The organism is Amycolatopsis sp. NPDC005961 (assembly GCF_040629235.1).
GTDB lineage: Bacteria > Actinomycetota > Actinomycetes > Mycobacteriales > Pseudonocardiaceae > Amycolatopsis > Amycolatopsis camponoti.
Window position 1 is genome coordinate 62,801 of the sequence record NZ_JBEXVF010000033.1, and the last position, 25,454, is coordinate 88,254.

Sequence of the window (25,454 nt, forward strand, 5' to 3'; positions counted from 1 at the left end):
GCACTCTCCCTGCTGGGCATCCGGGCGTCCCGATCATAAGCGAGACCAGCAGGTGAGCGAGGCGGCTCAGGCGGCCGTCACCGGTTCGCACCGGACAGCCACACTTCTTCGCCGGCAGGTGGCGGGGCCTCGTCGCCGGGCCACCCGACCGTGGCGGAACTCCTCAGGAGGCGATGGCCTCGTTGATCGCCAGCAGCTCCTGAGCGGTGCGCGTGGCGGTGAACTCGATGACTTCGTAGCGGGCGAGGCGGCGGACGACGAACGGATCACTGGCGAGCACGGCGTCGAGCTTGCCGCGCAGTACCGACCGCGTGAGGATCACCTGGTCGGCCGCGCCGTTCCCCTTTCCGGAAACGAGGAATACTCCCTTCGTGAATTGGTTGCGCACCCAGTCCGAATGGTCCGGAAGCGCGTAGTCGACTTCTGTTTCGGGTGCCGTGTAGGTCAGCAGGGCGATGTACATGATTCGATGGTAGAACTCTTCCGGCCGCACCGCATCCGCCTGCCGAGTGTCGGCGGACACGTGTTTTCCTTATTTTCCGGTCAAGAACAACGCAATTCCTTTACCAACACTTTTCGGCATTTCTCCACGATTGCCGTACGCCCGTCGTCGTACGCCGCGGTGCCGCCACCGGGCCGACGCGCCGATCCCCTCCCGGGCGCCACACTCGACGCCATGAACGCACTGACCCGGATCCGGCACGACGCCAGGCGAGTCGAAAAGGTCGCCTACGCCGTCGGCGCGGCACTGTTCCTGAGCGGCGTCGTGCACGCGGTCGCGCTCCTCGCCACCGGCGGCTCGTGGCTGGGACCGCTGTCGATGCGCAAGGCCGTCACGTTCGGGCTGTCGTTCGGGCTGACGCTCGCGTCGGTCGCCTGGGCGACGTCGTTCCTCACGGTCCGGCCCCGGCTGCGCACCGCCCTGCTCGGCGCGTTCACGGCCGCGAGCGTCGCCGAGGTCGTGCTGGTCAGCATGCAGGCCTGGCGCGGGGTGCCGTCGCACTTCGACTTCGAAACGCCGTTCGACAGCGCCGTGTCGATGACGCTCGCCGCGGGTGGCGGGGTGATCGTCCTGACGATCATCGGCTTCACGGCCGCGGCACTGGTCGAGCCCGGCCCGGAGGCGGCGAGCATGCGCCTGGCCATCCGGGCGGGCCTGGTCGTCCTCCTGGTCGCGCTGGCCACCGGCGCGGTGATGATCGGGCGCGGCGTCGTCGCGGCGCGCGGCGGCGACCCGCAAGGCGCGTACACCACCGCGGGCTCGCTCAAGCCGCTGCACGCGGTCGCGATGCACGCGATCCTCGTGCTCCCCGCGCTGGCCTGGGTCCTGCGGTTCACCCGCTGGCCGGAAGCGCACCGGCTGCGTGTCGTGCTCGCGGCGGTCGTGGCCGACGCCCTGCTCACCGCCGTGATCGGCGTCGAGTCGTTCACCGGCATCGACCCGCTGGCCGCGCCGCTGCCGCTCCTCGGCCTCTCCGCGCTGGCCGGCGCCGCGCTGGCCGGCCTCGGGATCTACGCGGTGACCGGTGTTGAACCGTCCGTCCGATTCACCCGTGTCCCCATCGGGAAGGCAAGGGGCCGGTGAAGCGGCGGACGGAGACCACGCGTGCGGCACGGCATGACCACCAGAGGCCTTTTCCAGCAGAGTGCGGCGCACAGCCCGTCGTTCTTCTCCGTGGCGCGCGCGATGGGCCAGCACGCGGACGACCTCGCGGACTTCTGCATCCCCTGCAACCCGTACTTCCCCACCGACGAGATGTTCGGCGAGCTGGAGCGCAACCTCCGCACGATCCTCAAGTTCTACCCGAGCGACGCGGGCGCGATCACCGCGCAGCTGGCGAGCGTGCTGCGGCTCAACCCGTCGACGATCTCGCTGGCCAACGGCTCGACCGAGCTGATCACCTGGATCGACCGGCTGCTCGTCGACGCCAGCATCGCCGTGCCGATCCCGACGTTCGGCCGCTGGACCGACCAGCCGTTGGAGACCGGCAAGCGCGTCGACATGTTCCTGCTCAAGGAGTCCGACAACTTCGAGCTCCGCGTGGACGAGTACGTCGCGTTCATCAAGCGCCGCGGCTCCCGGGTCGCGGTGCTGTGCAACCCGAACAACCCCGACGGCGGGTACCTGTCGCGCCGCGAGGTGATCCGGTTCATGGACGCCCTCGAGGACCTCGACCTCGTGGTGATCGACGAGTCGTTCATCGACTTCGTCGAGGCCGAGATGAACCCGTCGGTGGCCGCCGAAGCCGTCGTGCGGCCGAACGTCATCGTGCTGAAGAGCCTCGGCAAGAACTTCGGGCTGCACGGGATCCGGTTCGGCTACCAGGTGTCGAACCCGGCCCTGACGCGCAAGCTGTCGGGCGCGCTGCCGAAGTGGAACCTGAACTCGCTGGCCGAGACCGTCATCTTCATGCTCGCCGAGCACCGCGCGGAGTACGAGGAGAGCCTCAAGAAGCTCGCTCTCGACCGGTTCATGATGAACTCGCAGCTGAACCAGTTCCCGGAGCTGACGGTGTTCCCCTCGCAGGCGAACTTCCTGCTCGTCAAGCTGCCCGGGTCGGTCGACGGCGCCGAGCTGTGCGACTACCTGCTCGCCGAGCACCACCTGCTGGTGCGCCAGTGCGGCAACAAGATCGGCATGACCAGCCAGTTCATGCGCTTCGGGGTGCGGCCGGACACCGAGGTCGAGCGGCTTGTCGAGGGTCTGCGCGGGGTCGAGCGGCTGGGTGGCGGTGGCCGCCACACGCCGACGATCGAGCTCGTCGCGCACTCCCGCGAGCCGGAACGGTCAATCAGCTGAGCACCTGGGCCATGGCCGGCTCCACGGCGAACGACCGGCCGTTCGCCCGCCTGGACCGCTCGGGCCGCACCCGGCGCCTGCGCCGGCTCGCCGAAGCCGCCCTGACCGGCTACGACGTGCCGGTGGCCCGGCTGACGCCGCTGGGCCGCGGGCTCAACACGATGTTCCGCGTCGACGGCGCGGACGGCCACCGCTACGTGCTGCGGGTGCAGCGGGCGGACGGCCCGGGCACCGCGCAGGTGCGGTCCGAAATGGCGTGGCTCGCCGCGCTGGGCCGCGAGACCGACCTCGTCGTCCCGCGTCCGGTGCCGACGCGGGCGCGGGACCTGGTCACCGTGGTCGCCGACCCGGCGGTGCCGGAGCCGCGCACCTGCGTGCTCTGCCACTGGGTCGACGGCCGGTTCGTCGACGAACGGCTCAGCGCGCCGCAGCTCTACGCGGTGGGCGAGTTCACCGCGCGGCTGCACCTGCACGGCGCACGGATGAACGGTCTCGACCGCGGCCGCGTCGACGACCTGACCGAGTTCGGCCGCTCGCAGGTCGACGGCCTCTCCGACGCCGTGCTCGACCGGGCGGTCGCGCTGGCCGGTGGCGACGAACGGGTCCGCGCCGCCGCCCGGCGGGTGCGCGCGGTCCGCGCCGAGCTGGGGTGCGGCGCCGACGTCTTCGGCCTCGTCCACGGCGACCTGCGCCAGGAGAACTACCTGTTCCACCGCGGCCGCGTCCGGGCGATCGACTTCGACGACTGCGGGTACGGGCACTACGCGTACGACCTCGCCGTGGCGCTCGACGAGCTCAAGCACCTCCCGCAGCGGGACGAGCTGCGGGAGTCGTTCCTGGACGGCTACCGGTCGGTGCGCCCGGACGCGGCGACGACCGACCCCGCGGTGCTGAACGCCTTCGCCGGGCTACGCCGGGTGCAACTCCGGCTGAGAACCTGACGTTATACCGCGGCGCTACAATTGCTACATGGCCGGACGATCGAGCAGCACCACCAGCACCCGCGATCGCCTGCTGCTGGCCGCCGGGCAGCTCCTGCACGAAGCCCAAGGCGGGCCCGTGTCGACGCGGGCGATCTGCGAGCGCGCCGGCGTCCAGGCACCCACGCTCTACCACCACTTCGGCAGCAAACAGGGCCTGCTCGACGCCGTCGTCAACTACGGCTTCACGCAGTACGTGCAGGCTCCCGCGCCCGGCGGCGACCCGGTGGACCGGATCCGCGCGGGCTGGGACCGGCACGTCGGGTACGGCCTGGAAAACCCGCAGTTCTACGTGCTGCTCTACGGCCAGATCGAGCCGGGCGTGCCGTGCAACCTCACCTCCAGCGCCGAGGCGATGCTGCTGGAGCTGTTCACGCCGCTCGCACGGGACGGCCGGCTGCGCGTCGAGGCGGCGGAGGCCGCGCGGCAGTTCGCGGCGGCCAACAGCGGGGTCACGCTCAGCCTGATCGCCCAGCCCGAAAACAGCCGTGACCTGGCGATGTCCACGCAGGTCAGGGAGGCCGTCCTGGCCGGGCTGCTCGCCGAGCGGCCGGCCGAAGGCTCGTCCGTCGGCGCGCTCGCGGTCGCTTTGTCGACCGCACTCGCGGACGACGTCGACCAGCTGACCACGACCGAGCGGCAGCTGCTGCGGGAGTGGTTGCACCGCCTCTCGAACTGACGCCGCTATATTTGCTACATTGACCACCATGGCAAATGTAGCGAACCTCGGTACCTTCGGCGTGTTCCTGTCCCCGCACCGCGACGACGCGACCCGCAAGCTGCACGCCGTCGCGGCGGACAAGCTCGGCTACGGCACGGCCTGGCTCGGCACCGGCCGGGCCTCCATCAGCGACCTCGCGTTCGTCGAGGACATCCTGGCCTCGACCGAGCGGATCACCGTGGCGACGGCGATCGTGAACGTCTGGGCCGACGAGCCGGAGGCGCTCGCCGAGTCCTATCACCGGCTCGCGGGCCGGTACGGAAAGCGCTTGCTGCTCGGGATCGGCGTCGGCCACCCCGAGTCGGTCACCGGGTACCACAGCCCGTACGACACGCTCGTCGGCTTCCTGGACCGGCTCGACGCGGCCGGCGTGCCCGAAGAGGCCCGGGTACTCGCCGCGCTCGGCGACCGGGTGCTGAAGCTGGCCCGGGACCGCACCGCGGGCGCGCACCCGTACCTCGTCCCGGTCGCGCACACGCGGCACGCCCGGTCGGTCCTGGGCGCGGGAAAGATCCTGGCCCCGGAGCAGAAAGTCGTCGTCGGCAGTCCCGAGGAGGCTCGCGAAATCGGCCGCGCCTTCATCCGCGAGCCCTACCTCGGGCTGCGCAACTACGTGAACAACCTGCTGCGCCACGGGTACACGGACACCGACGTCGCCGGGGGCGGCAGCAACCGGCTGATCGACGACCTCGCGCTGCACGGCACGCCGGAAGAGATCGCGAAGGGGCTACGGTCCCATGTGGACGCCGGCGCCGACCACGTGGCCGTCCAGGTCATCGGCCGGTCCGCCGAGGTGGAGGCCGAAAACCACCGGAAGCTGGCCGAAGTGCTGCTCTGATCAGCCGGGCGCGGGCAGGAGGGCGTTCAGCGCGGTGACGATCGTGCGCTCCTCGTAGGCGAAGTGGTCGTCCAAAGCGGACGCCAGGCGGTCGAACTCCGCCCGCAGCCGGGCCGGATCGGTCTCTTCGTCGACGAGCCGCTGGATCTCCTCCTGCAACCGCGCGACGACGACGTGGTCGTCGGCCAGCTTGTCCAGCGTGGGCGCGAGCGCCGGGAACCGCGTGGCCAGCATGGGGAAGATCGCGGCGCCCTCCCCCGAGTGGTGCCGGGTGAGGGCGGCGCAGAAGCCGGTGCACCGGGTGCTCAGGCGATGCGGCTCGCCGTCGCGCAGCTTCCGCAGCTCGGCGCGCAGCCAGTCGTGCACCTCGACGAGCCAGTCGCCCATGCGGCGCACGGCATCGAGCCGGTGCAGCTCGACGACCGGCAGCACGCGGGTCGTCCTCGCCTGGTACTCCGCGAACCCCGGTTCGCGCGCGACGACCTCGGCGAACAACGCGTCGCGGTCGGGCGGGAGCGCGGCCATCGCGTCGAACGTCTCGGTACCGGTTTCCACGGTGACCAGCGGGTTGTGGCGGATGTTGTGGTACCAGGTGGGGTGCCTCGGCGAGCCCATCGCCGACGCGACGACGACCAGGCGGCCGTCGATGTCCAAGTCCCCCAGGGGAATGCGGTGCTTTCGGCCGGTGCGGGCACCGGTCGTGGTGAGCTGGATCAAGCTGCTCCTTTGGCGACGAAGTGATCGCCGGAGGCCGTGAAGCGACACGGAACGGGCGCGCGGAGGGCACACTTCTGCCTGGGACGGCAGAACGTGTCGATTCAAGGGGGCTGAGTAGCCACTACCTCCGTGCGTAGGCCCATCCGGGGCGCGCTTTCACGCTACCACGTAATCAGCGTGCTTCGGCAGCCTTTCGCGCTTCCTCGGCGGCATTGTCGGCCTGCTCGTAGGTTTCCTTCGCCTTCTCGAACTCCGCCGTCGCGCGCTCGGCGCGTTCCTCCGCCTCCGCGAGACGCGTGCGGAGGTCTTCGACGCGGGCCGTGGCCTGCTCGGCCGCGCGTTCGGTGCGGACGAGGTCGCGCTCGGCCACGGCGCGCTCCTTGGCCAGCTCGGCGGCCTCCTTGCGCAGGCGCTCGCGCTCGGCCCTGGCCTGACGGCGTTCCTCTTCCTCGCGCCGGTGATCCCTTTTGGGCTTGGCCGGTTCGGCCTTTTCCACCAGCTTCGCCGGGCGCTTGCCCGCGGACGGCGGAGCGGCGTTCGCGGCGAGGGTAAACCACTGGTCGGTGTCCTGGTGCGCTACGGACGTCAGGCGCCCGGCCACAGCCAGCTCCGCGGTGCCCGGATCGGCCGCGACGGCTTCCAGCGTCGCCTCGACCTCGCGCGAGACGGTGTCGCTCATCGACGGCAGCCCGTGCACGATCCGCCGGACCAGCTCGCCGCGGCGCCGGGTCAGGGCGCGCAGGTCGTCCCCGGCCAGGCGGGTGTGGGCGTCGCGCAGCTCGTCACCGAGCTCGGCCAGTTCGCGCAGCTCGGCGTCGTCTTCCCGGGCCAGCCGGTTGACGATCGCCGCGGCCGTGGTCGGCTTCCGCAGCTCGCGGATCTTCGCCGCGAGCTCGGCGTTCCCCTCGGCTTTCGCGGCCTTCGCCGCCGCGTTGCGCGCGCTGACGAACTCCGCGAGGTCACCCCCGTAGAGCTCGCCGGCCACCGTGTCGAAGTCCATCGTGTCCCAGCGAACCACATCGGACTGGTGCGGGCACCTGCGAAGAGTCATCATCGGGGGCATGTTCTTCGATCTGGGTGTCCGGGACTTCCTCGACCGCGCGGAAACGGTGTACCCGGACCGCGTCGCGGTGGTCGACGAGCCGGACCAGCCCGCGCCGAGCTGGGGTTCGCTCACCTACCGCGAGGTGGCGCGGCGGGCCCGCGCGCAGGCCGCCAACCTCGACGCGCTCGGCGTGCCGGTCGGCGGGCGCGTCGCGATGGTGTCGCACAACGCCGCGCGGCTGCTCGTGTCGTTCTTCGGGGTGTCCGCCTGGGGCCGGGTGCTGGTGCCGGTGAACTTCCGGCTGGCCCCGGCCGAGGTCAAGTACATCGTGGAGCACTCCGGGGCCGAGGTGCTGATCGTCGACCCCGAGCTCGAGCACCTGCTGGACACCGTGACGGCGAAGCACGTCTTCGTCCTGGGCCGCGACGACGACGCGATCTGGGGCGGCGACGGGACACCGGCGCCGTGGGCCGGCGACGAGTCCGCGACGGCGACCATCAACTACACCTCGGGCACGACCGCGCGGCCGAAGGGCGTGCAGCTCACCCAGCGCAACCTCTGGCTGAACGCGGCGGTGTTCGGCCTGCACACGACGTTGAGCGACGACGACGTCCTGCTGCACACGCTGCCGATGTTCCACTGCAACGGCTGGGGCATGCCGTACGCGGTGACCGGGCTGGGCGGGCGGCACATCGTGCTGCGCAAGGTCGACGGCACCGAAATCTTGCGGCGCATCGAAGAGCACGGCGTGACCATCCTGTGCGCGGCGCCGGCGGTGGTCACGGCGGCGCTGGACGGCGCGGCGACGTGGGAAGGCGAGATCCCGGGCCGCGACCGCGTCCGGATCGTCGTGGCCGGCGCACCGCCGCCGACGCGCACGATCGAGCGGGTGCGGGCGGAGCTGGGCTGGGAGTTCATCCAGATCTACGGGCTCACCGAGACGGCGCCCCTGCTGACGGTCAACCGGATGCGCAGCGAGTGGGCGGACCTGGACCCGCACGAGCAGGCCCGCCTGCTCGGCCGCGCGGGGACGCCGGCGCTGGGCGTCCGGATCGCCGTCGACACGGACGGCGAGGTGCTCGCGCAGTCGAACCACAACCTGGACGGGTACTGGGAGAACCCGGCGGAGACCGCCCGGGTCCAGGAGGGGAACTGGTTCCACACGGGTGACGGCGGGACGTTCGAAGACGGGTACCTGACGATCGCGGACCGCAAGAAGGACGTGATCATCTCGGGTGGCGAGAACGTGTCGTCGATCGAGGTGGAGGACGCGCTGATCTCGCACCCGGCGGTCCGCGAGGCGGCAGTGATCGGCATCCCGGACGAGAAGTGGGGCGAGCTGGTGACGGCTCTGGTGGTCACGTCCGCGGACGTGACTTCGGAGGAGCTGATCAAGCACTGCCGCGAATATTTGGCGGGGTACAAGTGCCCGAAGCGGGTGGAGTTCCTGGACGAGCTTCCCCGGACGGCGACCGGGAAGATCCAGAAGTTCAAGCTGCGGGAGCCGTTTTGGCAGGACCGGAACCGTCAGGTCAACTGAGGTTCTTCTTCGACGCGGGCTCCGGGGCCGTGCTCTGGGGTGACGTGGGGCCGGTGGACCCGCCGATGAGCCGTGCGTTGCGTGCTTCGCTGGACAGCTTGATCGAGCAGTACGACGAGTCGATGAACTGGGACTACCCGCCGGACCCGGGGCCGTGGCGGGAGGCTCGGTGCGTGCGGTTCAACGCCGACGTCCGGGCGGCGTTGGCGCGGTTGCGGGCCGAGCTGGGACGGGAGATCGAGGACGGGTTCACCGAGCTGCACGAGGATCCGGACTTGGACCGGTACCTCGCCGACCCGAAGGGCTTCAAGCGCCAAGGCATGTCTGACATGCATTGGTCCAGGTCATCACGGCGTGAAGGCAACCGCTGACCGGCGACGCCAGGTCCAGATCACCGGACAGCATCCCAGCCGCCGGCCGAGACCTTTGCAGCCAAGACCTTTGTCCGACGCGCGCTGGGTCAGGTCTGACAAAGGCTCGGTCCAGGCGATCACGGCATGAGGACGACCGCGCAGCGGTAAACGGTAGCGAACTTGTCGTAGCGAGTGGCCAGGCGGCGCCACTGTTTCAGCAGGGTGAAGCGGCGTTCGACGACGTTGCGGCCGCGGTAGCCCACCGCGTCGAACGCCGGTGGCCGAACGCCGCGGGAACCGCGGCGCTGGCGATGCCCGACCTGGTCGGCAGGTTCGGGGATCACAGAAGTGATGCCGCGTGCACGCAGATGCCCGCGGATCGCCCGCGAGGAGTAAGCCTTATCGCCACGAACACGGCCGGGCCGAGTGCGAGCCCGGCCGCGTGCGAGCCGAGCGACGCGCAGATGACGCATGAGGTGCGGGAACATCGGCGCGTCGCCGACCTGCCGGGGCCCGACCAACACCACCAGCGGTCGACCTTTCCGTCGACGAGATGATGCACTTTGGTGCTCCAACCGCCGCGGGAGCGGCCGATCGCGTGATCAGGCGGCTCGGTCAGCAGATCCGGGTAATTCGACCCAGCCCCCTGTGGCGCGGGTGATGGTGGTGGCGTGCTGATGCGCTCGCGCGATCGTGGAATCGACCGACACCGACCAATCCACCAGGCCGGCCGCTGCCGCAATCTTTGTCCGGCGCGCGTTAGCGGACCAGGCGGAAGAACGTCCGCACCTCGTCCGCGAACAGCTCAGGCTGCTCGTAAGCCGCGAAGTGGCCGCCCCGCGGCAGCTCGTTCCAATGCCGGATGTCCGTGTACCGCTTCTCCGCCCACCGGCGTGACGGCCGGGGCATCTCCGCCGGGAAGATCGAACAGCCCGTCGGCACGTCCACCGTGTCGTCCGTCGACTCCGAGAACCACCGCTGGACTTTCCGGATGCTCTCCCAGTACAACCGCGCCGACGACGCCGCCGTGCCGGTCAGCCAATACAGCGTGACGTCGTCGAGGAGCTCGTCGCGGGTGAACGGGAAGCCGTCGGACCACGCGTGGAACTTCTCCACCAGCCAGCCGCACAGGCCCGCCGGGGAGTCCAGCAGGCCGTACCCCACCGTCTGCGGGCGGGTCGACTGCAGCACCGAGTAGCCGTCCTCCCATCGCGAAGCGTGGTCCAACGCGGAAAGCGCGGCCCGCTCGGCCGGAGTCAGGTCGTCGAACGTCGCCGGGTCGGGGGCCGCGATCGGCGGGTTCAGGTGGATGCCCGCCAGATGGGCCGCGTCCCGCTGGGCCAGCGATGTCGTGATCGACGTCCCCCAGTCGCCGCCCTGGGCGCCGTAGCGGGAGTAGCCGAGGCCGGCCATCAGCGCGGCCCACGCCGCCGCGATGCGCTCGATCCCCCAGCCCGGCGACGACGGCTTGTCGCTGAAGCCGTAGCCCGGCAGCGACGGGATCACCAGGTGGAACTCGCGGGACAGCGGCTCGATCACCTTCAGGAACTCGACGAACGACCCGGGCCAGCCGTGCGTCAGGATCAGCGGGAGCGCGGCGGGATCCGGCGAACGCACGTGCAGGTAGTGGATCCCCAGACCGTCGATTTCCGTGCGGTACTGCGGAAAACGGTTCACCCGCGCTTCCAGGGACCGCCAGTCGTAGCCGGAAGCCCAGTAGTCGCACAGAGAACGCAGATATCCCAGCGGCGTGCCCTGGCTCCAGTCGTCCGGCCCGGCCTCGGGCCAGCGCGTCGCCCGCAGTCGCGCCCGCAGGTCGTCGAGCGCCTCCTGGGGGACGTCGATCCGGAACGGCGTGCTCACGCCGGGACGTAGGTCAGCTGGACGACGCCGTTGCCGAACGTGGACGACTTCTTCAGCACCAGCGGAAACGTCGGCCCTTCGGCGGGGAACAGCCGTTTCCCCCGGCCCACGACGATCGGGTACAGCAGCAGGTTCAGCTCGTCGACCAGGCCCTCCGACAGCAGCCAGCGCACCGCCGTCGTGCTGCCGCTGGTCATGATGTCGCCGCCGGGTGACACCTTCAGGGCCCGGACGGCCGCGGCCGGGTCGCCGGTCAGCAGGGTCGAGTTGTTCCAGCTCACATCGGACAACGTGGACGAAAGCACGTACTTGCGTACGTTGTTCATGAACTCGGCACCCTCGTCGTCCTCGACGGTCCGGCCGGGCCACGCCTCGGCGAACCCTTCGTAGGTGACGCGCCCGAGCAGCATCGCGTCGGCCGCCGCCATCCCGCCGCCGACGGCCTGGCCGATTTCGTCGTTCCAGTACGGGAGAGACCACTTGTCGGGCGCCTCGACCACGCCGTCGAGCGAGATGAACAGGTTCGAAACGATCTTGCGCACCGGGCCCCCTTTCGGTTGAGGGGTACCACTATGACCGAAAACCCGGGGAAACGCTAAGACCGTCCACTCGCGACGGTCTCGCGGACGCGCGCGCTGTCGGCTTCCGCGCGGGCTCGTTCCTCCTCGGTCGCCGGCTCCAGGCGGGCCGGGACGTCCTTGTGGTGCGGGGTGCCCGCGATCGGGTCGCGGTCCAGCGCGTCGGTCAGCAGGTTGATGCGCGGGCCGCTGACCACGCGGTTGCCGTGCGCGTCCGGGTGGGCCATGCCGTAGCCGTGCGGCAGGGAAAGCTGACCCGGGCGCAGCGCCGGGTCGGCCTCGGCGCGGACGACCACCCGGCCCGCCGGCGTCACCACCGCCACCCAGTCCCCCGCCGAAGCGCCGGCCGCGGCCAGCTCTTCGGGACGCGCGCGCAGCGCACCGTCGGGATCCGTGCGGCGCCAGCGCGGGTCGCGCAGGATCTGGTTCGCGTTGTGCGCCCGGCGCTGGCCGTTGATCAGGGAGAACGGGAACGCCGGATCCGGACGTTCGGCCGCCGGGTCCAAGGAGCCGAGCCAGTCCAGCAGCTCCGGTACCGCCAACCGGACCCGCGAGCGGCGCATCAGGCTCCACACCTCGTCCTGCTCGTGGGTCGAAAACGGCGTGGGACCGGCCAGTACGCGGGCGAACAACTCCTCGCCGAGCGAAAGACCCGTGGCGGAACTGCCCAAAGCGCGTTGCACCGGCACGGTCATCGTCTTCGCCGCCCGGTGACACCCGGCCCACAGCGGCGCGATCGACGCCGCGCCGCCGGGCAGCGACGCGCCCAGCGTCCGGTACAGCAGCACCGGCAGGATCGCGGACCGCTCCGGCATCGCCTGCACCAGCGCCCCGATCCCCGCCTGCAGCTCCGCACGCGGCCCGGCGGCCAGCGACGCGAGGACGTCGGACGGCGGCAGCACGCCCAGCGCGTCGAACAGCCGCGTGTAGATCTCGGCTTCGACGAGCGTGCCCGGCAGCGGGTCCAGCAACGGCGGCCGCAGCTGGAAGTAGTTCGTCGGCCATTCGAAGGTGAAGAGCGTGAACTCCCACTTCTCGTGCTGGGACGCCGCCGGCAGCACGTATTCCGCCAGCGCGGCCGTCTCGGTGTAGGCGACGTCGACGACCACGGACAGCTCGGCCTCCCGCACCGCCCGTTCGACCTCCCGCGTACCCGCGTAGGTGTTGGCCGGGTTGGACGACTCGACCCACAGCGCGCGGACGCGGTTCGGGTGATCGGTCAGGATCTCCTCGGCCAGGGTGTTCGCCGGCAGCAGGCCGCCGATGTACTCGAACCCCGTCACCTCGGACCGGCGGCCGCTCGAAGACCCCCACAGCGGCAGCAGCCACGAGTGCAGGTTGTTCGTGCCACGACGGCCGAAGTGCCCGGTGACCAGGTACACGAGCTTCTCGAGGTAGCTGTTGAGCGTCGAGTGCCTGCCCTGCTGGATGCCCAGCTCGACCCGCACGGTCATCGCCGACGCCGCCAGGATCAGGTCGACCGCCTTCTCGACGTCCACACGGGACACTTCGGCGTGCGCGATCCACTCGTCCACCGGGATCTTCCCCAGCGCCGCCGCGACCTCGGCGAAGCCTTCGGTGCGCTCGGCCAGGAAGGCTGAATCTTCGCCGCCGCGTTCCAGCACCAGCGCCAGGATCGCGCCCAGCAGGTAGGCGTCGGTACCCGGGCGCAGCGGCAGGTGCAGGTCGGCGATCTCCGCCGTCTCGGTGCGCCGCGGGTCGATCACGATCATCTTGCGCGCGGGGTCGTTCTTGATCGTGTTGAGGGCGTGCCGCGCGTTGCTGAACCCGTGCGCCTGCCAGGGGTTGCAGCCGAGCACGACCAGCAGGTCGCAGTGCTCGACGTCCTCGGCGGTGTGCACGAGCGGCGAGCCGAACAGCTGCCCGTTGACCCAGAAGTCGCCGGTCTTCTCCTGCGACAGCGCGTTGAAGTGGCGCGTCGAGTTCATCCACTTCAGCAGCGACGCGCCGTACGCGCCGCCGGAGTGGTTGCCCTGGCCACCGCCGCCGACGTAAGCGAACGAGCCGGGCCGGCCGGCCGCGGTGTCGGCGTCCCGGATCGCGTGCAGCTTCGCGGCGATCTCGGTGAACGCGGTCTCCCAGTCGATGGGCTCGTGGGTGCCGTCGGGACGCCGGCGCAGCGGGGTCGTCAGCCGGTCTTCGTGGTCGCCGTACCAGGTCAGGCGCTGCGCCTTCTGGCACAGGTACCCGGCCGAGCGGGGGTGCGCCTTGTCGCCGCGGACGCGGGTGATCTTCCGCCCGTCGAGCTGCACTTCCAGCCCGCAGTTGAGGTAGCAGAGGCTGCACGCGGTGCGGTGCCACTCGCCGGTCATATCAGCTCCAGTGCGCGGCCGAGCGTCGTGAGACGCGCGTCGAGGGTTTCGCCGGCCGGGTAGAGCCGGACGGTGTCGATGCCGGTGTCGCGCCAGACGCCCAGCCGGGCGCGGACCATTTCTTCGGTGCCGATCAACGTCGTGCCGAGCACCATCTCGTCGGTGACGAGGGCGGTCGCGCCGTCGCGGTCACCGGCCTGCCAGCGCTCGCGGACCTCGGCGGCGACGTCCGCCCAGCCCTGCCGGCTGTAGGCGTCGTTGTAGAAGTTCGTGGTGGCCGAGCCCATGCCGCCGAGGCTGAAGGCCAGCTCCTTCTTGCGGCTGCCGACCATCACGCGCAGCTCGTCCTCGTTGTCCGCGAAGGCGACTTCGGCGCCTTGGCAGACGTCGATGTCCGCGCGCGTGCGGCCCGACTTCGCGAGCCCGGCGTCGAGAGGACCGAAGTAGGCGTCGGCGCCTTCGGGGACGAAGCTGGTGCCGAGCCAGCCGTCCGCGACCTCACCGGTCAGCTCGAGGAGCTTCGGCGACAGCGTCGCGAGGTAGATCGGGATGTCCGGGTTCGGGGCGGTGGACAGGCGCATCGGCCGGGCTTCACCGGGCAGCGGCACGTCGAACGCCTTGCCGGAGAACGAAATCTTCTCCCCCGCGAAAGCCTGGCGGATGATTTCGACGGTCTCCCGCATCCGCGTCAACGGCTTCGCGAACGGGACGCCGTGGAGCCCCTCGATCACCTGCGGCCCGGACGGGCCCAGCCCCAGTGCGAACCGGCCGCCGGAGAGGTCGGCCAGCGTCAGCGCGGCCTGCGCGATCGCGACCGGCGTGCGCGTGCCGAGCTGGATGATGCCCGAGCCGAGCCGGATGCGGTCGGTGCGGGCGGCGAGGTAGCCGAGCGCGGACGGCGCGTCCGAGCCCCAGGCTTCGGCGACCCAGCAGACGTCGAGGCCGAGCTTTTCCGCCTCCAGCACGAAGTCCAGCGTCGTGCGCGCGTCCCGGGAGAACTCGACCGTCGTCGCGGTCCTCATCGGCTTTCGATCCGGTCCTTGATCGCGGCGAGGTTGCCGGTCATCGCGGCTTCGAACTCCCGCAGCCGCACGAAGACGATCTTCTGCTCCTTCTCGGGCATGCGGTCGATGGCGAACGACAGCCCGGACCGGCCCGGCCCCATCTGCATCCACTGCGAAAGCCGCGTGCCGCCGTTGTCCGGTTCGAGGGTGAATCGCCAGACCGCGCTCGGCTCGGCCGGGTCCGCGACGGCCCACGCGAACACGCGCGGCTCTTCGCACTCGACGACGTACGACGTCGTCTCCCACTCGCCGAACGCGTCGTGCTTACTGCGGCCGATGAACGTGCGACCGGCCTCGCACCATTCGACGGACTGCAGTTCGGGGCTCAGCGAAGGCATCAGCTCGATGTCGGAGACGACCGGCCAGACGTCCTCCGGCGCGGCGTCGATCCAGGTCGAGACCTCGGCCGTCGGCTTGTCCGCATACCGTGCGCCTGTCCACTCCATCGTGGTCGCCACTCCTCTCGGTGAGCCTCTGACCACGATAGTTGCGTAGATAGACCTAGCCTGTCAACGTCACTCCTGCCGGGCGAACCGCGCTTCGACGTCCGGGCGCTGCGCCAGTCGCGGCGGGAAGCCCGGGCCGCGGCGCATCCGGGTGTCGTCCGGCGCCATCGGCTCGCGGCACTCCGCGCAGACGATTTCGGCGTGCGTGTCGTGCCCGCAGGCGACGTGGTGCACGGTGATCGGCGGGCCGGCCTCGCTCGAAAGCCACTTGTCACCCCAGCGCGTCATCGCGAGCAGCACGGGGTAGAAGTCGCGGCCCTTCTCGGTGAGGACGTAGTCGTAGCGCACCGGCTCGGTCTGGTAGGCGACCTTCTCGAGCAGGCCTTCGTCGACCAGCCGCTTGAGCCGGTCGGCGAGGGTGTTGCGCGCGATGCCGAGCGCCTGCTGGAACTCGTCGAAGCGGCGGACGCCGTAGAAGGCGTCGCGCAGCACCAGCGGGGTCCACCAGTCGCCGAGCAGGTCCATGGTGCGCGCGATCGAGCACGGCCACTGCGCGAACGAGGTCCGTTTCATTCGGCCGAGGATACGCCGTTGTCCAGAGAGACTCAGCAGGTCAGCCGCATGACGACCCGCCGCGCGGTCGGACGGCTCACCTCGGTGAAGCCCGCGTCGGCGAAGATCCCGGCCGTACCGACGAACAGTTCGGCGGGCCAGGCGACCTTCTGCCCGGGAGCGACCAGCATCGGATAACCCTCGACCGCGCGAGCCCCGCGCTCGCGCGCGAAGCCCGGGACCGCCTGCGCCAGCGCGGCGCTCACCCCGCGGCGCCGGAAGCCCTTGCGGGTGACGAAGCAGGTCACCGCCCAGACGCTGTCGTCGGCCGGGTCCTCGTCGCGCCCGGCCCAGACGACGCGACTGCCGAGCAGGTGCGGGTAGGCGGTGCGCGGTTCGACCGCGCACCACCCGGCGGGCTCGTCGTCGAGGAAGGCGACGAGCCCGGTCGCGTGCTCCGCGGTCTGGGCACGGAACCGCTCGGCGCGCCCCTGAGCGGTCCCCGACTTCCACTGCGCGGGCGTCTCCTTGAAGTACTGGCACCGGCAGCGGGCCGGGTCGCCGCGGTCGCCGAAGATCGCCTGCAGGTCCGCCCAGGACGCCTGGTCGACGGGTACGACGGTCAGCATCCCCCGAAGCTAGACCAGGTGGCCGGTGGTGACGTCGACGTGGTCCGGCACTTCGTCGTGCTCGTCGCCGACCGAGAGCGTCCCCGCCGGCTCCACCAGGAGCACGCTCGCGCCCGCCTTCGACGACGGCTTGTGGAACGTCCCCTTCGGCACCACGAACACCTGGCCGCGCGCCAGCGTCACCACGCGCTCGTCCGGGTCGCGCACGCCGATCTCGATCTCGCCGTCGAGGACCAGGAAGAACTCGTCGGTGTCCTCGTGGACGTGCCAGACGTGCTCGCCGTCGAAGCGCGCGAGGCGGATGTCGTAGTCGTTCACGCGGGTGACGATGCGCGGGCTCCAGGCGGCGTCAAAGCTCGCCAGGACTTCGTTCAGGTCGATCGGGTTCATGCTCACCATGGTCGACCTGGCGTTTCCGCCGCGCGAGTGCTAGGAATCGCACATGCCGCAAGAATTCTCGCACCGGGTCGTCGCGATCGTGACCGAGGAGTCCAACCCGTTCGAGATGGGCGTCGCCACCGAGCTGTTCGGGCTGCGGCGGCCCGAGCTGGACCGGCCCTGGTACGACTTCACGCTCTGCTCCGCGACCCCGGACGTGCGGATGAACCTCGGCATGTTCACGCTCACCGGCGTCGCCGGGATCGAGGCCGCCGACACGGCGGACACGCTGATCGCGCCGGCCCGGCCGGACACCGGCGTGCCGACGGACCCGGCGGTCATCGCGGCGATCCGCCGGGCCGCCGACCGGGGCGCCCGGCTGGTCAGCTTCTGCACGGGCGCGTTCGCGCTCGCCGAAGCCGGCGTGCTCGACGGCAGGCGCGCGACGACCCACTGGCAGTGGGCCACCGAGTTCGCCGCCCGGTTCCCGAAGGTGCACTGGGAGCCGGACGTGCTGTTCGTCGACGACGGCGACGTCCTCACGGCAGCCGGCAGCGCGGCTTCGCTCGACCTCGGCCTCCACCTGATCCAGCGCGACCACGGCGCCGAAGTCGTCAACGCGGTCAGCCGCCGGCTGGTCTTCACCGGCCACCGCGACGGCGGCCAGCAGCAGTTCATCGCACGGCCGGTGCCGTCGGTGCCGGACACCTCGCTGGCGCCGGTGCTGGCGTGGGCGCTCGGCCGCCTGGACCGGCCGTTGACGGTGAACGATCTCGCGACCCGTGCGGCGACCAGCCCGGCGACGCTGCACCGGAAGTTCCGCGCGGAGCTCGGCACGACCCCGCTGGCGTGGCTGACGACCGAGCGCGTGACGCTGGCCTGCCGCCTGATCGAACGCGGCGAGCTGCGCCTGGACCGGGTGGCGTCGGCGAGCGGCTTCGGCACGGCGGCGAACCTGCGCCTGCAGCTGAGGCGGCACACGGGGTTGAGCCCGAGCGCGTACCGCCGCCGCTTCGGCCCGGCCGCCTAGCCGAGCGCGCTCAGGGCCGCCGCCAGCGCCTCCTGCTGCACCCGCGCCGGGTAGCCCGCCGGATCGGCCGCGGCCAGCACGTTCAGGCCTTCGACCAGCGCCACCAGGCTCTTCGTCGTCAGCTCGAGCCGCTCGTCCGTCCACTCCGGACGGTAGGCCGCGATCAGCCGGCGGATCCGCGCCAGGAACGAGTGGTTCGCCGCGCGGTGACGTTCGGCCAGGTCTTCGTCGGCCAGGGCCGCCGCGAGGAAGCCGACCCAGACGCGGGACTCGTCGTGGTGACCGTGCGGCAGGTCGACCGCCTGGCCGAGCACCGCTTCCAGCGCTCCGAACGCGTCGGTGCTCGCGGCTTCGGCGCCGTCCGCGCGGACGGCGGTGCGCTCGTAGAGCAGGTCACGCGCGTGCAGTAGCAGGGCTTTCTTCGTCGGGAACGTGTGCAGCACCAGGCCGGTCGTGCAGCCGGCGCGCTCGGCGACGGCGCGCAGCGTCAGCCCCGGCAGGCCGTCATCGGCGAGCACCTGCCACACCGCGTTCGACAGCAGCTCCCGCTGCGCCCCCACGTCACGCTGTCTCGGCACGAAACCTCCTTCACACGGAAGCGTAACAGCTGCTACGGTAACACTTGTTACGGAAAGGAGCACCGTGCCCACCACCATCGCCATCGCGGCCGTGACTTGGGACGATCCCGACGCCGTCCGGCTGCGCGCGGCCCAGCGCACCGAACTCGACGCGCGCTACGGCACCGACGACCACGAGCCCGGCGCCACGCCGACCGCCGAGTCCGTCGCGGTGTTCCTCGTCGCCCGGGACGCCGAGGGCACCGCCGTCGGCTGCGGCGGGCTCCGGCTCCTCGAGCCGGGCTCGGGCGAGATCAAGCGCATGTACGTCGACCCGGCGGCCCGCGGCACCGGCGTCGCGACCGCCCTGCTGCGCGCACTCGAAGACCACGCACGCGACCTCGGCATTCCCCGGCTGCTGCTGGAGACCGGCACCGGGCAGCCCGACGCCATGCGCTTCTACCAGCGCGAGGGCTACGAACCCATCGAGGCGTACGGACCGTACGTCGGCGAGCCGCTATCGCGCTGCTTCGCCCGCGACCTGTGATCGGATTTTCGATGGCCGCCCCAGCCTGAGCTATTGGTGGCCGGGGGCGCACCGGGCCTACCGTCGAAGGCACGGCGATCTGGGGTTCTCTTCGCCGTTCCCCTTCAGCAGACGGAGTTTCCCTTGCGCATCAAGCAGATCGGCGCCGTGCTGGCCACGGCCGCCGCGTTCGTCCTGCCGGCCACGCCCGCGCTCGCGGCGTCGAGGATCGTTCCCCTCGACCTCGCCGCCGGGCAGCAGCCGGAGAACATCGCCCTGGAGCCCGACGGCTCCGCGGACCTGACCTTCGCCTACACCGGCGAAATCGGCCGGGTCACGCCCGGCGGACGCATCAGCGTCCTCGCCCGCATCCCGGTGCCGGACGACGGCGACGTCCCGGTCGTCCACAGGAAACTGTTCCTCGGCGGCATCGTCCGGGCGCCCGGCGGCGACCTGTACGTCGCGGTCTCGACCGGCACCGCGGCGACCGGCCTCTACCGGGTCCGTCCCGGCTCCGCGCCGGTCCAGGTCGCCGCGTTGCCGCCGGCCGGGTTCCAGAACGGCGTCGCGCGCGACCCGGCCACCGGCGACCTCTTCGTCGCCGACTCGTTCGGCTCCACGGTCTGGCGGGTGTCTCGCGGACGCGTCACCGCCTTCGCCACCGGCGCACTGCTCGCGCCGGTGAGCGGCTTCGGCGCCAACGGGATCAAGGTCCACGACGGCGCGGTCTGGGTGTCCAACCTGGACCGCGGCACGCTGGTCCGGTTCCCGCTCACCGGCGGGCCGGGGAAGGTCGTCGCGACCGGTCTCGGGCCGGTCGACGACTTCGCCTTCCACGGCGGCACCGTCATCGCCGCGATCAACCAGGAGAACCGGGTGGTCACGGTCGGCCGGGACGGGGTGAAGACGATTCTGTCCACTTCGGACGGACTGGCCAACCCGACCGCGGTCGCCGTCCGTGGCGACACGGTGTACGTCACGGACGGCGCCTACTTCGGTGGGTCGCCGAACCTCCTTCAGGCGACACTCGCGGCGAACACGTGCACCGCCGAATTGGACGGCAGCGTCACCGCCACGACCTCCTTGCCCGCGGCGAGCGGGACGGAGTTCGCGAACACCCGGTACGGCGTGGTCGGATAGGCCGGGCCGGTCCGGGTGTTCTTGCCCAGGACGGTCGCGACGGTCGTCGCGCCGTACTGGGCGGGGTCGGCGCAGCACCAGTTCGGCAGGCCGAGGTCGGCCTGCCCGGTGCTGCCGTCGGCGTACCGGACGACGACGGTGCCCTGGGCCGTCCCGGTGCCGGTGCCGGCCAGCACGAGCTTCGAGCCGGTACCGCGCACGGCGATGGTCTGCCCGGCCGCGACGACGTTGTCCGGCTGGCCGCTCCCGGCGTCCGGCCAGGTCAGCCGGGCCCCGCTCGCCGTGAACGCCGCTCCGGGCGTCAAGCCCGCTTCGGCGAGTCCTTCGGCGCGGAAGCTGCTGCCGCCACCGTCGAGGTCCCCGGCTCCGACGTGGGCCGCGTCGGTGACGCCGACGTTCCCGTACGCCGCGGCCAGGGAGGCGTACGGGACGGTGACGGTCGCGGAGTCGACGGCCTCGTGCGCACCGAGCCGCGCGAGGTAGGTCGCGGTGGCGGTGACCTGGTAGTCCGCCGGCTTCAGGCCGGCGTCCGGGGTCAACGTCACCGGGACCTCGACGGTCTGGCCGGGCCACACGAGCTTCGGCGCGGCCGCGACGTCGGCGTGGAACCCTTCCGCCTGAACCGCGAGCGTCACGTCCCGCACCGGGAGCGGCGTGCCGTTGGTGAAGCTCACCGTCGCGGCGGCGGCCTGGCCCGGAGCCGCCAGCGATGGCGCGGTCAGCGTCACCGCGCCCCGGTCGTCCGCCGGGAAGATGCCACCGACCGCGCTCGCGCCGTACAGCCGGACGTCCTGCCGGGCGCTCGCGCCGACCTGCCCGGTCTTGACGCGCACCACGCCGTGCGCGGCCGGGTCGTACCACCAGCCCGACTGCGCCCGCTCCAGCTCCGCCTTGCTGCCGTACTGCCGTAGAGTCCCGGCGCCCGCCTGGACGGCGGCCGGTTTCGCTCCCGTGTGGACGGACAGCTGGTAGGTCCGCGCGGCCGGCTTCCCGGGGTAGGTGCCCGTGCCCGCGCCGATCCCGACGGTCACCGTGCCCGGCCCGGACACCGGCGCGTCGACCGTGAACGTCTGCTTCGCCTGCTCACCGCGCTGGTAGCCGCGGGTGACGCCGTCGTCCTCGGTGAGCGTGAAGCTGCCGTGGCCCTGCGGGTAGACGTCGAGGTCCAGCCGGGACTTGTCCCGCGTCTGCCACGACGTCGTGCCTTCGGCCCACATCGGCACGACGGCCCCGGCGCGGACGAACAGCGGCAGCGTGTCGAGCGGTGCGTCGTAACCGTCCACAGTGGTCGGTCCGGTGTAGGTCTTGCCGCTCCAGTAATCCACCCAGGTGCCCTTGGGCAGGTAGATGCCGTTGCGGACGGTCGACTTCTCGTAGACCGGCGCGACCAGGAAGTCCGTGCCGGACAGGAACTCGTACTTCGCCTTGTCCGTCCACACGTTCGGATCGTCCGGGTACTCCAGCGCGAGCGGGCGGACCTGGCCGACGCCGGTCTGGTGCGCCTGCGCCGAGTAGCTGTAGGTGTAGGGCAGCAGCCGCTCCTTGAGCAGCAGGTACTTGCGGTTGATCGACGTGTACGGCTCACCCTGGCGCCACGGCTGCTTGTCCGCCGACGCCCAGCCGTCCATGGTCATCGCGGCCGGCAGGAACGTCTTCCACTGCAGGTCGCGGACGTAGGTCTGCGGGCTGCCGCCGAAGATGCCGTCGATGTCACCGGTGTTGTAGGCGATCCCGGACGTCGTCGCGCCCGCGTACGTCGGGATCTGCCACTTGATGTAGTCGTAGGAGCCGGACTGGTCGCCGCTCCACAACACGCCGCAGCGCTGCGCGCCGGCCCAGCTCACCGGCTGCCAGACGAACCCGCGCGCGTCGCTGTTGTCCTCGATGCCCCGGTGGGCGGTATCGCAGGCGTCGAGCGCGAACTGGTAGCCGGGGCCGACCCAGGCGACGTCCAGCTTGCGCACCCGCACACCGGCCTTGACCTCGTCGGACTGGTTGGGGACGCCGTCCTCGGTCCAGAGGCCGAGCTGCATGGTGTTCTTTCTCAGCCCCTCGCCGGTCTGCTGCAGATTTTCGTAGCCGCAGCCGTAGCCGTCGTTGACGAGCATCCAGCCGTTCGGCATGCCGTTCCCGGTGTAGCCGTCGGCGACCTTCACCGCGTCGAGCGTGTGCCGCTCACCGCGATTTGCATTGTGCAAATAGCAATCCGAATCTCCCGTTTCCAGGCCGTAGATCGGCGGCAGGAACGGCTTCCCGACGAGGTCGGTGTACCCGCCGATGACGTCCTTGAGGGTGTCGCCGACGACGTAGGTCGCGTCGAAGCGGCGTTCGTCGTGGGTCGTCTTGACCGGGGCCGTGAAGGAGTAGCTGCCCGGCGCGAAGGTGTTGCGCAAGACCCCATAACCCGAGGTGGAGGCGTAGAACGGCTGCGAGTTGGGCGCACCGCCGTCGTTCCAGTTGTCGTCGGCGAAGATCCGGATCGTCTGATCCCGGTGACTGAACCGCCCGTTCTGCTCACCGCCGCCGACGAACTGCTCGGTCGCGGTCCTGACCAGGCTCTGCGTGGTCGTGGTGCCGGTCCAGGACAGCGGGGCGGACTCGGCCCAGAGCTGCTTGCGGTCGGCGGCGTCGTGGAGCGCGAACTTCAGCGGGCGCTTGTACGCCCGCAGGGTCGCCTTCGGCGTCGAAATGGCCCAGTAAGCGCCCTTGTCGACGCGCTTCGGCGTCGCCGGGACAGTGGTCTTCGGCAGGACGATCTTGTCGCCGGCCGGGTCGGTGAAGGTCCCGTCGGGGGCGAGCCAGACCCGGACGGCGCCTTCGGCCGGGAAGCTCACGCGCACGGCGGCGGCACCGGACTTCAGCGTCACCGCCGGGCCGTCGGCCGAGATCCCGGTCAGGTCCCCGAGCTGGCCGGCGGGCGCCGCGGCCGGCTCGGCGTACGCCGCCGTGGGCGCCAGTCCGAGGGCGGCCGCGGCGGCCAAACAGCCGAGTGACTGCGCAACTCTGCTCATTAGTCACACCTTTCGCGCATCAACACGCATTGCTGGCTCTGTATAGCGCAGGTTTCGCGCAGTGTCACCCGCCGAACCGGTCCAGGAGCCCGACTCACGACTTCCGTCGGGTCTCACGCTGCGCACCCGAACGGTCACCCGGCGAGCGTCCACAGTGCACACTCCGGGCGCCGGGGACGTGCCCCGGAATTCGCCGGTGACGCTCCTGCCTCTTTCGGTGAACGGTCGAATGCGCGGCCTTGATCGGCACGTGCATCCGCACGCGAGCCGTGCACGATCGACACCGCAGCGGGGAAATGGTTGCTGTGCGCCAAATCCGTCGGTATGTTTGCGCCGTCCCCGGAGAACCGCATCGGTCGCGGGGGTTCGCGCTGCTCGGTCACGGTGGGGAGGCCTGCACCGGGATAGCGCTTTCCGGCGGTAGGGGTCACCGCCGGGGAGCAGGAGGGAAGCAGTGCCTTGGCGTACTCGGGGACGGTCATGGACGACCGGGTGACCGAGCCGTACCTGGTCGGGCTGGAAGCCATCGCGGGTGAGCTGCTGCGCGGCAAGTGGTGCGTCTACCTGCACGAATGGCTCGGTGACGAGCACGATCTCGCCACCTGGCGCGAGGAGGTGGCGACGCACGCGGCGGAGTCCGGCGTCGAGGTGTGCTTCGTGGAGATCCCGCGCAAGGACATGACGCTCGTGGCCAACGTGCACGCGCTGCCGAGCTTCGAGCAGGTCACGCAGTCCGTGGCGGCGCTGGAACACCACCGGCACGCGGTCGCGGGCCGCCGGCGGCGCGGGCGCCGGTCAGCGCGGTGACCGGGACGTGGGGCGGCCCGGCTGAGCCCGCGCCCGCCGATCAGACCGTCGCCGCGCGCTGCTGGGCCGCCAGGAAGTGCGCCGTCTCCGCCGTCGTCTCGTACAACGCCCGGTAGTGCCGGTAGAACTCCTCGTACCGCGCCCGGTTCCCCGCGTCCGGCGTCACCGTCGCGGCGATCGGGTTCCCGCGCGAGGCGTCCATCCCCACCGCCTCGGCCGCGAGCAGCGCGTCCCCGAGGCACGCGCCGATCGTCTCCGCCGGGATCTGCTGCGGCAGCCCGGTCACGTCCGAGACGATGCGCGTCCACAACCCGCCCTTCGTCCCGCCGCCGACCGCGACCAGCCGCCCGGCCGCACCCCCCGCGGCCGCCATCGCCTCGAGGTTGTGCCGCACGCCGTAGGCGATCCCCTCCAGCACCGCGCGGTAGAGCTCGGCCCGGCCGTGTGACGTCGTCAATCCGGCGAGCACACCCCGCGCGTCCGGGTCGAACAGCGGCGTCCGCTCCCCCGCGAAGTACGGCAACGCCAGCAGCCCGCGGCTCCCGGCCGGCACCGAAGCCGCCTCGTCTACCAGGTCCGCGAACGACGCCCCGACGAGTTTTCGCAGCCAGTCGGTCACCGCACCGGACGTCGCCATGCCGGCCGCCAGCGTGAAGCTGCCCGGGACGACCCCGCGCGTGCCCCACAGGCCGGGATGCGGGCGCGGTTCGGTCAGCACCTGGACGAGGAACATCGTCGTCCCGTACATCACCATGACGTCACCGGGCTCGCGAACGCCGACACTCGTCGCCTCGGCCCAGGCGTCGACCGTCCCCGCTGTCACCGGCAGTCCCACGGGCAGCCCCGTGAGCGCGGACGCCGCCGAGGTGACCTCGCCCGCGACTTCCGTCGGCCACAGCAGTTCCGGCAACGGCAGCCCGGGCGCGACGCGCTCGGCCCAGTCCCCGGCCCAGCCGCCGGCCACGAGGTCGTACATCGGCGTGCACTGGCTCGCCGAGTGGTGGTCGAGGACGTACCGGCCGGTCAGCCGGTGCACCAGGAAGGAGCTCGCCATCAGCAGCTTCTCGGTGCGCGCGAAGACATCCGGCTCGTGCCGCGCGAGCCAGCGCACCTTAGGCCCGACCGCCTGGCTGGTCAGCGGCGAACCCCCGCGGGCCAGGATCTCGTCCGCGCCGAGCTGTTCGTTGAGTGCGACGATCTCCGCGCTCGCACGGGTGTCGACGCCGTAGAGGATCGCCGGCCGCAACGGCGTGCCTTCGGCATCGGCCGGCAGGAGGCACGGCCCGATCCCGCTGACCCCGAGCCCGGCGAGCGGCCGTCCTTCGGCGGCGCGCAGCAGGTCGGCGACGATGCCGGTGAAGTCCGCCCACCAGACCGTTTCGGCGTCGTGCTCGAACCAGCCCGGACGCGGTGTCGAGACGGCGTGTTCGCGGACCGACCGGGCGAGCACCGCGCCACCGGGGTCGACCAGCACGCCCTTCGAGCCCGCCGTGCCGATGTCCACGCCGAGCAGCAGTCCCGTCATCCGCCCCTCCACGGAGAAACC

General features: G+C 71.2%; 25 protein-coding genes. 10 read left to right on the forward strand and 15 right to left on the reverse strand.

Annotated elements, in window-relative coordinates; genetic code table 11:
- Positions 1–163 precede the first annotated feature (163 nt).
- The gene (locus ABZ342_RS27035; protein WP_155544257.1) at positions 164–463 is read right to left on the reverse strand and encodes a hypothetical protein; all 300 of its coding nucleotides are present in this window, start codon (positions 461–463) and stop codon (positions 164–166) included.
- A 213-nt stretch (positions 464–676) separates the two neighbouring features.
- On the opposite strand from ABZ342_RS27035, the gene ABZ342_RS27040 reads away from it, so the two are divergent.
- The 5 genes from ABZ342_RS27040 to ABZ342_RS27060 are packed head-to-tail and all read left to right on the forward strand — an operon-like array spanning position 677 to position 5,339.
- Complete coding sequence (locus ABZ342_RS27040; protein WP_360478414.1) at positions 677–1,585, forward strand: hypothetical protein; 909 nt, start codon at positions 677–679, stop codon at positions 1,583–1,585.
- 33 nt (positions 1,586–1,618) lie between these two features.
- The gene (locus ABZ342_RS27045; RefSeq protein ID WP_230862345.1) at positions 1,619–2,800 is read left to right on the forward strand and encodes a histidinol-phosphate transaminase; all 1,182 of its coding nucleotides are present in this window, start codon (positions 1,619–1,621) and stop codon (positions 2,798–2,800) included.
- 11 nt (positions 2,801–2,811) lie between these two features.
- Entirely contained in the window at positions 2,812–3,741 is a 930-nt protein-coding gene (locus tag ABZ342_RS27050) for a phosphotransferase (protein ID WP_360478417.1), read from the forward strand.
- A 28-nt stretch (positions 3,742–3,769) separates the two neighbouring features.
- The gene (locus ABZ342_RS27055) at positions 3,770–4,459 is read left to right on the forward strand and encodes a TetR/AcrR family transcriptional regulator (protein ID WP_360478420.1); all 690 of its coding nucleotides are present in this window, start codon (positions 3,770–3,772) and stop codon (positions 4,457–4,459) included.
- Between the two features lie 28 nt (positions 4,460–4,487).
- Positions 4,488–5,339 (forward strand): TIGR03620 family F420-dependent LLM class oxidoreductase, encoded by an 852-nt coding sequence (locus tag ABZ342_RS27060; protein WP_360478423.1) that lies wholly within the window; start codon positions 4,488–4,490, stop codon positions 5,337–5,339.
- Here ABZ342_RS27060 and ABZ342_RS27065 read toward each other — a convergent pair whose 3' ends face one another.
- Both ABZ342_RS27065 and ABZ342_RS27070 read right to left on the reverse strand, forming a co-directional pair.
- Positions 5,340–6,056 (reverse strand): nitroreductase/quinone reductase family protein, encoded by a 717-nt coding sequence (locus ABZ342_RS27065; protein WP_360478426.1) that lies wholly within the window; start codon positions 6,054–6,056, stop codon positions 5,340–5,342.
- A 172-nt stretch (positions 6,057–6,228) separates the two neighbouring features.
- Positions 6,229–7,056, reverse strand: a complete 828-nt coding sequence (locus ABZ342_RS27070; protein WP_360478429.1) for a hypothetical protein — start codon at positions 7,054–7,056, stop codon at positions 6,229–6,231.
- Positions 7,057–7,117: 61 nt separating this feature from the next.
- On the opposite strand from ABZ342_RS27070, the gene ABZ342_RS27075 reads away from it, so the two are divergent.
- Positions 7,118–8,641, forward strand: coding sequence for an AMP-binding protein (locus ABZ342_RS27075; RefSeq protein ID WP_360478432.1), 1,524 nt, complete (start codon positions 7,118–7,120; stop codon positions 8,639–8,641).
- 65 nt (positions 8,642–8,706) lie between these two features.
- A complete protein-coding gene (locus ABZ342_RS27080; RefSeq protein WP_360478435.1) occupies positions 8,707–9,012 on the forward strand; it encodes a hypothetical protein in 306 nt (101 codons plus the stop codon).
- A gap of 119 nt (positions 9,013–9,131) precedes the next feature.
- On the opposite strand, the gene ABZ342_RS27085 is transcribed toward ABZ342_RS27080, so the two are convergent.
- From ABZ342_RS27085 to ABZ342_RS27125, 9 genes are all read right to left on the reverse strand, one after another.
- Positions 9,132–9,569, reverse strand: a complete 438-nt coding sequence (locus ABZ342_RS27085) for a transposase (protein ID WP_360478438.1) — start codon at positions 9,567–9,569, stop codon at positions 9,132–9,134.
- A gap of 184 nt (positions 9,570–9,753) precedes the next feature.
- Positions 9,754–10,857, reverse strand: coding sequence for an epoxide hydrolase family protein (locus tag ABZ342_RS27090; RefSeq protein ID WP_360478441.1), 1,104 nt, complete (start codon positions 10,855–10,857; stop codon positions 9,754–9,756).
- A complete protein-coding gene (locus ABZ342_RS27095) occupies positions 10,854–11,399 on the reverse strand; it encodes a dihydrofolate reductase family protein (protein WP_360478444.1) in 546 nt (181 codons plus the stop codon). The genes ABZ342_RS27090 and ABZ342_RS27095 overlap by 4 nt, the downstream gene beginning before the upstream one ends.
- A 53-nt stretch (positions 11,400–11,452) precedes the next feature.
- Complete coding sequence (locus ABZ342_RS27100) at positions 11,453–13,768, reverse strand: molybdopterin-dependent oxidoreductase (protein ID WP_360478447.1); 2,316 nt, start codon at positions 13,766–13,768, stop codon at positions 11,453–11,455.
- The gene (locus ABZ342_RS27105; protein ID WP_360478450.1) at positions 13,765–14,790 is read right to left on the reverse strand and encodes an LLM class flavin-dependent oxidoreductase; all 1,026 of its coding nucleotides are present in this window, start codon (positions 14,788–14,790) and stop codon (positions 13,765–13,767) included. The genes ABZ342_RS27100 and ABZ342_RS27105 overlap by 4 nt, the downstream gene beginning before the upstream one ends.
- A complete protein-coding gene (locus tag ABZ342_RS27110) occupies positions 14,787–15,278 on the reverse strand; it encodes an SRPBCC family protein (protein WP_155541399.1) in 492 nt (163 codons plus the stop codon). Before ABZ342_RS27110 ends, ABZ342_RS27105 begins: the two co-directional genes overlap by 4 nt.
- Before the next feature lie 69 nt (positions 15,279–15,347).
- On the reverse strand, positions 15,348–15,851 hold the full coding sequence (locus ABZ342_RS27115) for a helix-turn-helix domain-containing protein (protein WP_360478453.1): 504 nt from the start codon (positions 15,849–15,851) through the stop codon (positions 15,348–15,350).
- A gap of 32 nt (positions 15,852–15,883) precedes the next feature.
- Positions 15,884–16,459: a GNAT family N-acetyltransferase gene (locus tag ABZ342_RS27120; RefSeq protein WP_360478456.1), complete on the reverse strand. Its 576-nt coding sequence runs from the start codon at positions 16,457–16,459 to the stop codon at positions 15,884–15,886.
- Between the two features lie 9 nt (positions 16,460–16,468).
- A complete protein-coding gene (locus ABZ342_RS27125) occupies positions 16,469–16,858 on the reverse strand; it encodes a cupin domain-containing protein (protein WP_360478459.1) in 390 nt (129 codons plus the stop codon).
- 43 nt (positions 16,859–16,901) lie between these two features.
- Between ABZ342_RS27125 and ABZ342_RS27130 the strand changes: the two genes are divergently transcribed.
- Positions 16,902–17,867 carry a helix-turn-helix domain-containing protein gene (locus ABZ342_RS27130; protein ID WP_360478462.1) on the forward strand — a complete coding sequence of 322 codons (966 nt, stop codon included), beginning with the start codon at positions 16,902–16,904 and terminating at the stop codon, positions 17,865–17,867.
- Here the strand turns inward: ABZ342_RS27130 and ABZ342_RS27135 are convergent.
- Positions 17,864–18,529: a TetR/AcrR family transcriptional regulator gene (locus ABZ342_RS27135; protein ID WP_360478465.1), complete on the reverse strand. Its 666-nt coding sequence runs from the start codon at positions 18,527–18,529 to the stop codon at positions 17,864–17,866. The two genes, ABZ342_RS27130 and ABZ342_RS27135, sit on opposite strands and share 4 nt — an antisense overlap.
- Between ABZ342_RS27135 and ABZ342_RS27140 the strand changes: the two genes are divergently transcribed.
- A complete protein-coding gene (locus ABZ342_RS27140; protein ID WP_360478468.1) occupies positions 18,510–18,971 on the forward strand; it encodes a GNAT family N-acetyltransferase in 462 nt (153 codons plus the stop codon). The two genes, ABZ342_RS27135 and ABZ342_RS27140, sit on opposite strands and share 20 nt — an antisense overlap.
- Before the next feature lie 995 nt (positions 18,972–19,966).
- On the opposite strand, the gene ABZ342_RS27145 is transcribed toward ABZ342_RS27140, so the two are convergent.
- Positions 19,967–23,101, reverse strand: a complete 3,135-nt coding sequence (locus ABZ342_RS27145) for a TIM-barrel domain-containing protein (protein WP_360478471.1) — start codon at positions 23,099–23,101, stop codon at positions 19,967–19,969.
- 480 nt (positions 23,102–23,581) lie between these two features.
- Here ABZ342_RS27145 and ABZ342_RS27150 point away from each other — a divergent pair, with 480 nt between their 5' ends.
- The gene (locus ABZ342_RS27150; RefSeq protein WP_360478474.1) at positions 23,582–23,908 is read left to right on the forward strand and encodes a hypothetical protein; all 327 of its coding nucleotides are present in this window, start codon (positions 23,582–23,584) and stop codon (positions 23,906–23,908) included.
- Between the two features lie 40 nt (positions 23,909–23,948).
- Here the strand turns inward: ABZ342_RS27150 and ABZ342_RS27155 are convergent, their stop codons facing one another.
- A complete protein-coding gene (locus ABZ342_RS27155) occupies positions 23,949–25,433 on the reverse strand; it encodes an FGGY-family carbohydrate kinase (protein ID WP_360478477.1) in 1,485 nt (494 codons plus the stop codon).
- Positions 25,434–25,454 lie beyond the last annotated feature (21 nt).

What these genes read in the sequence shown, in the direction of transcription:
- ABZ342_RS27035 (WP_155544257.1), bottom strand. Translation starts at nt 463, where the DNA reads ATGTACATCGCCCTGCTGACCTACACGGCACCCGAAACAGAAGTCGAC.
- ABZ342_RS27040 (WP_360478414.1), top strand. Translation starts at nt 677, where the DNA reads ATGAACGCACTGACCCGGATCCGGCACGACGCCAGGCGAGTCGAAAAG.
- ABZ342_RS27045 (WP_230862345.1), top strand. Translation starts at nt 1,619, where the DNA reads ATGACCACCAGAGGCCTTTTCCAGCAGAGTGCGGCGCACAGCCCGTCG.
- ABZ342_RS27050 (WP_360478417.1), top strand. Translation starts at nt 2,812, where the DNA reads ATGGCCGGCTCCACGGCGAACGACCGGCCGTTCGCCCGCCTGGACCGC.
- ABZ342_RS27055 (WP_360478420.1), top strand. Translation starts at nt 3,770, where the DNA reads ATGGCCGGACGATCGAGCAGCACCACCAGCACCCGCGATCGCCTGCTG.
- ABZ342_RS27060 (WP_360478423.1), top strand. Translation starts at nt 4,488, where the DNA reads ATGGCAAATGTAGCGAACCTCGGTACCTTCGGCGTGTTCCTGTCCCCG.
- ABZ342_RS27070 (WP_360478429.1), bottom strand. Translation starts at nt 7,056, where the DNA reads ATGGACTTCGACACGGTGGCCGGCGAGCTCTACGGGGGTGACCTCGCG.
- ABZ342_RS27075 (WP_360478432.1), top strand. Translation starts at nt 7,118, where the DNA reads ATGTTCTTCGATCTGGGTGTCCGGGACTTCCTCGACCGCGCGGAAACG.
- ABZ342_RS27080 (WP_360478435.1), top strand. Translation starts at nt 8,707, where the DNA reads ATGAGCCGTGCGTTGCGTGCTTCGCTGGACAGCTTGATCGAGCAGTAC.
- ABZ342_RS27100 (WP_360478447.1), bottom strand. Translation starts at nt 13,768, where the DNA reads ATGACCGGCGAGTGGCACCGCACCGCGTGCAGCCTCTGCTACCTCAAC.
- ABZ342_RS27105 (WP_360478450.1), bottom strand. Translation starts at nt 14,790, where the DNA reads ATGAGGACCGCGACGACGGTCGAGTTCTCCCGGGACGCGCGCACGACG.
- ABZ342_RS27110 (WP_155541399.1), bottom strand. Translation starts at nt 15,278, where the DNA reads ATGGAGTGGACAGGCGCACGGTATGCGGACAAGCCGACGGCCGAGGTC.
- ABZ342_RS27115 (WP_360478453.1), bottom strand. Translation starts at nt 15,851, where the DNA reads ATGAAACGGACCTCGTTCGCGCAGTGGCCGTGCTCGATCGCGCGCACC.
- ABZ342_RS27120 (WP_360478456.1), bottom strand. Translation starts at nt 16,459, where the DNA reads ATGCTGACCGTCGTACCCGTCGACCAGGCGTCCTGGGCGGACCTGCAG.
- ABZ342_RS27125 (WP_360478459.1), bottom strand. Translation starts at nt 16,858, where the DNA reads ATGGTGAGCATGAACCCGATCGACCTGAACGAAGTCCTGGCGAGCTTT.
- ABZ342_RS27130 (WP_360478462.1), top strand. Translation starts at nt 16,902, where the DNA reads ATGCCGCAAGAATTCTCGCACCGGGTCGTCGCGATCGTGACCGAGGAG.
- ABZ342_RS27135 (WP_360478465.1), bottom strand. Translation starts at nt 18,529, where the DNA reads ATGGCGATGGTGGTGGGCACGGTGCTCCTTTCCGTAACAAGTGTTACC.
- ABZ342_RS27145 (WP_360478471.1), bottom strand. Translation starts at nt 23,101, where the DNA reads ATGAGCAGAGTTGCGCAGTCACTCGGCTGTTTGGCCGCCGCGGCCGCC.
- ABZ342_RS27150 (WP_360478474.1), top strand. Translation starts at nt 23,582, where the DNA reads ATGGACGACCGGGTGACCGAGCCGTACCTGGTCGGGCTGGAAGCCATC.
- ABZ342_RS27155 (WP_360478477.1), bottom strand. Translation starts at nt 25,433, where the DNA reads ATGACGGGACTGCTGCTCGGCGTGGACATCGGCACGGCGGGCTCGAAG.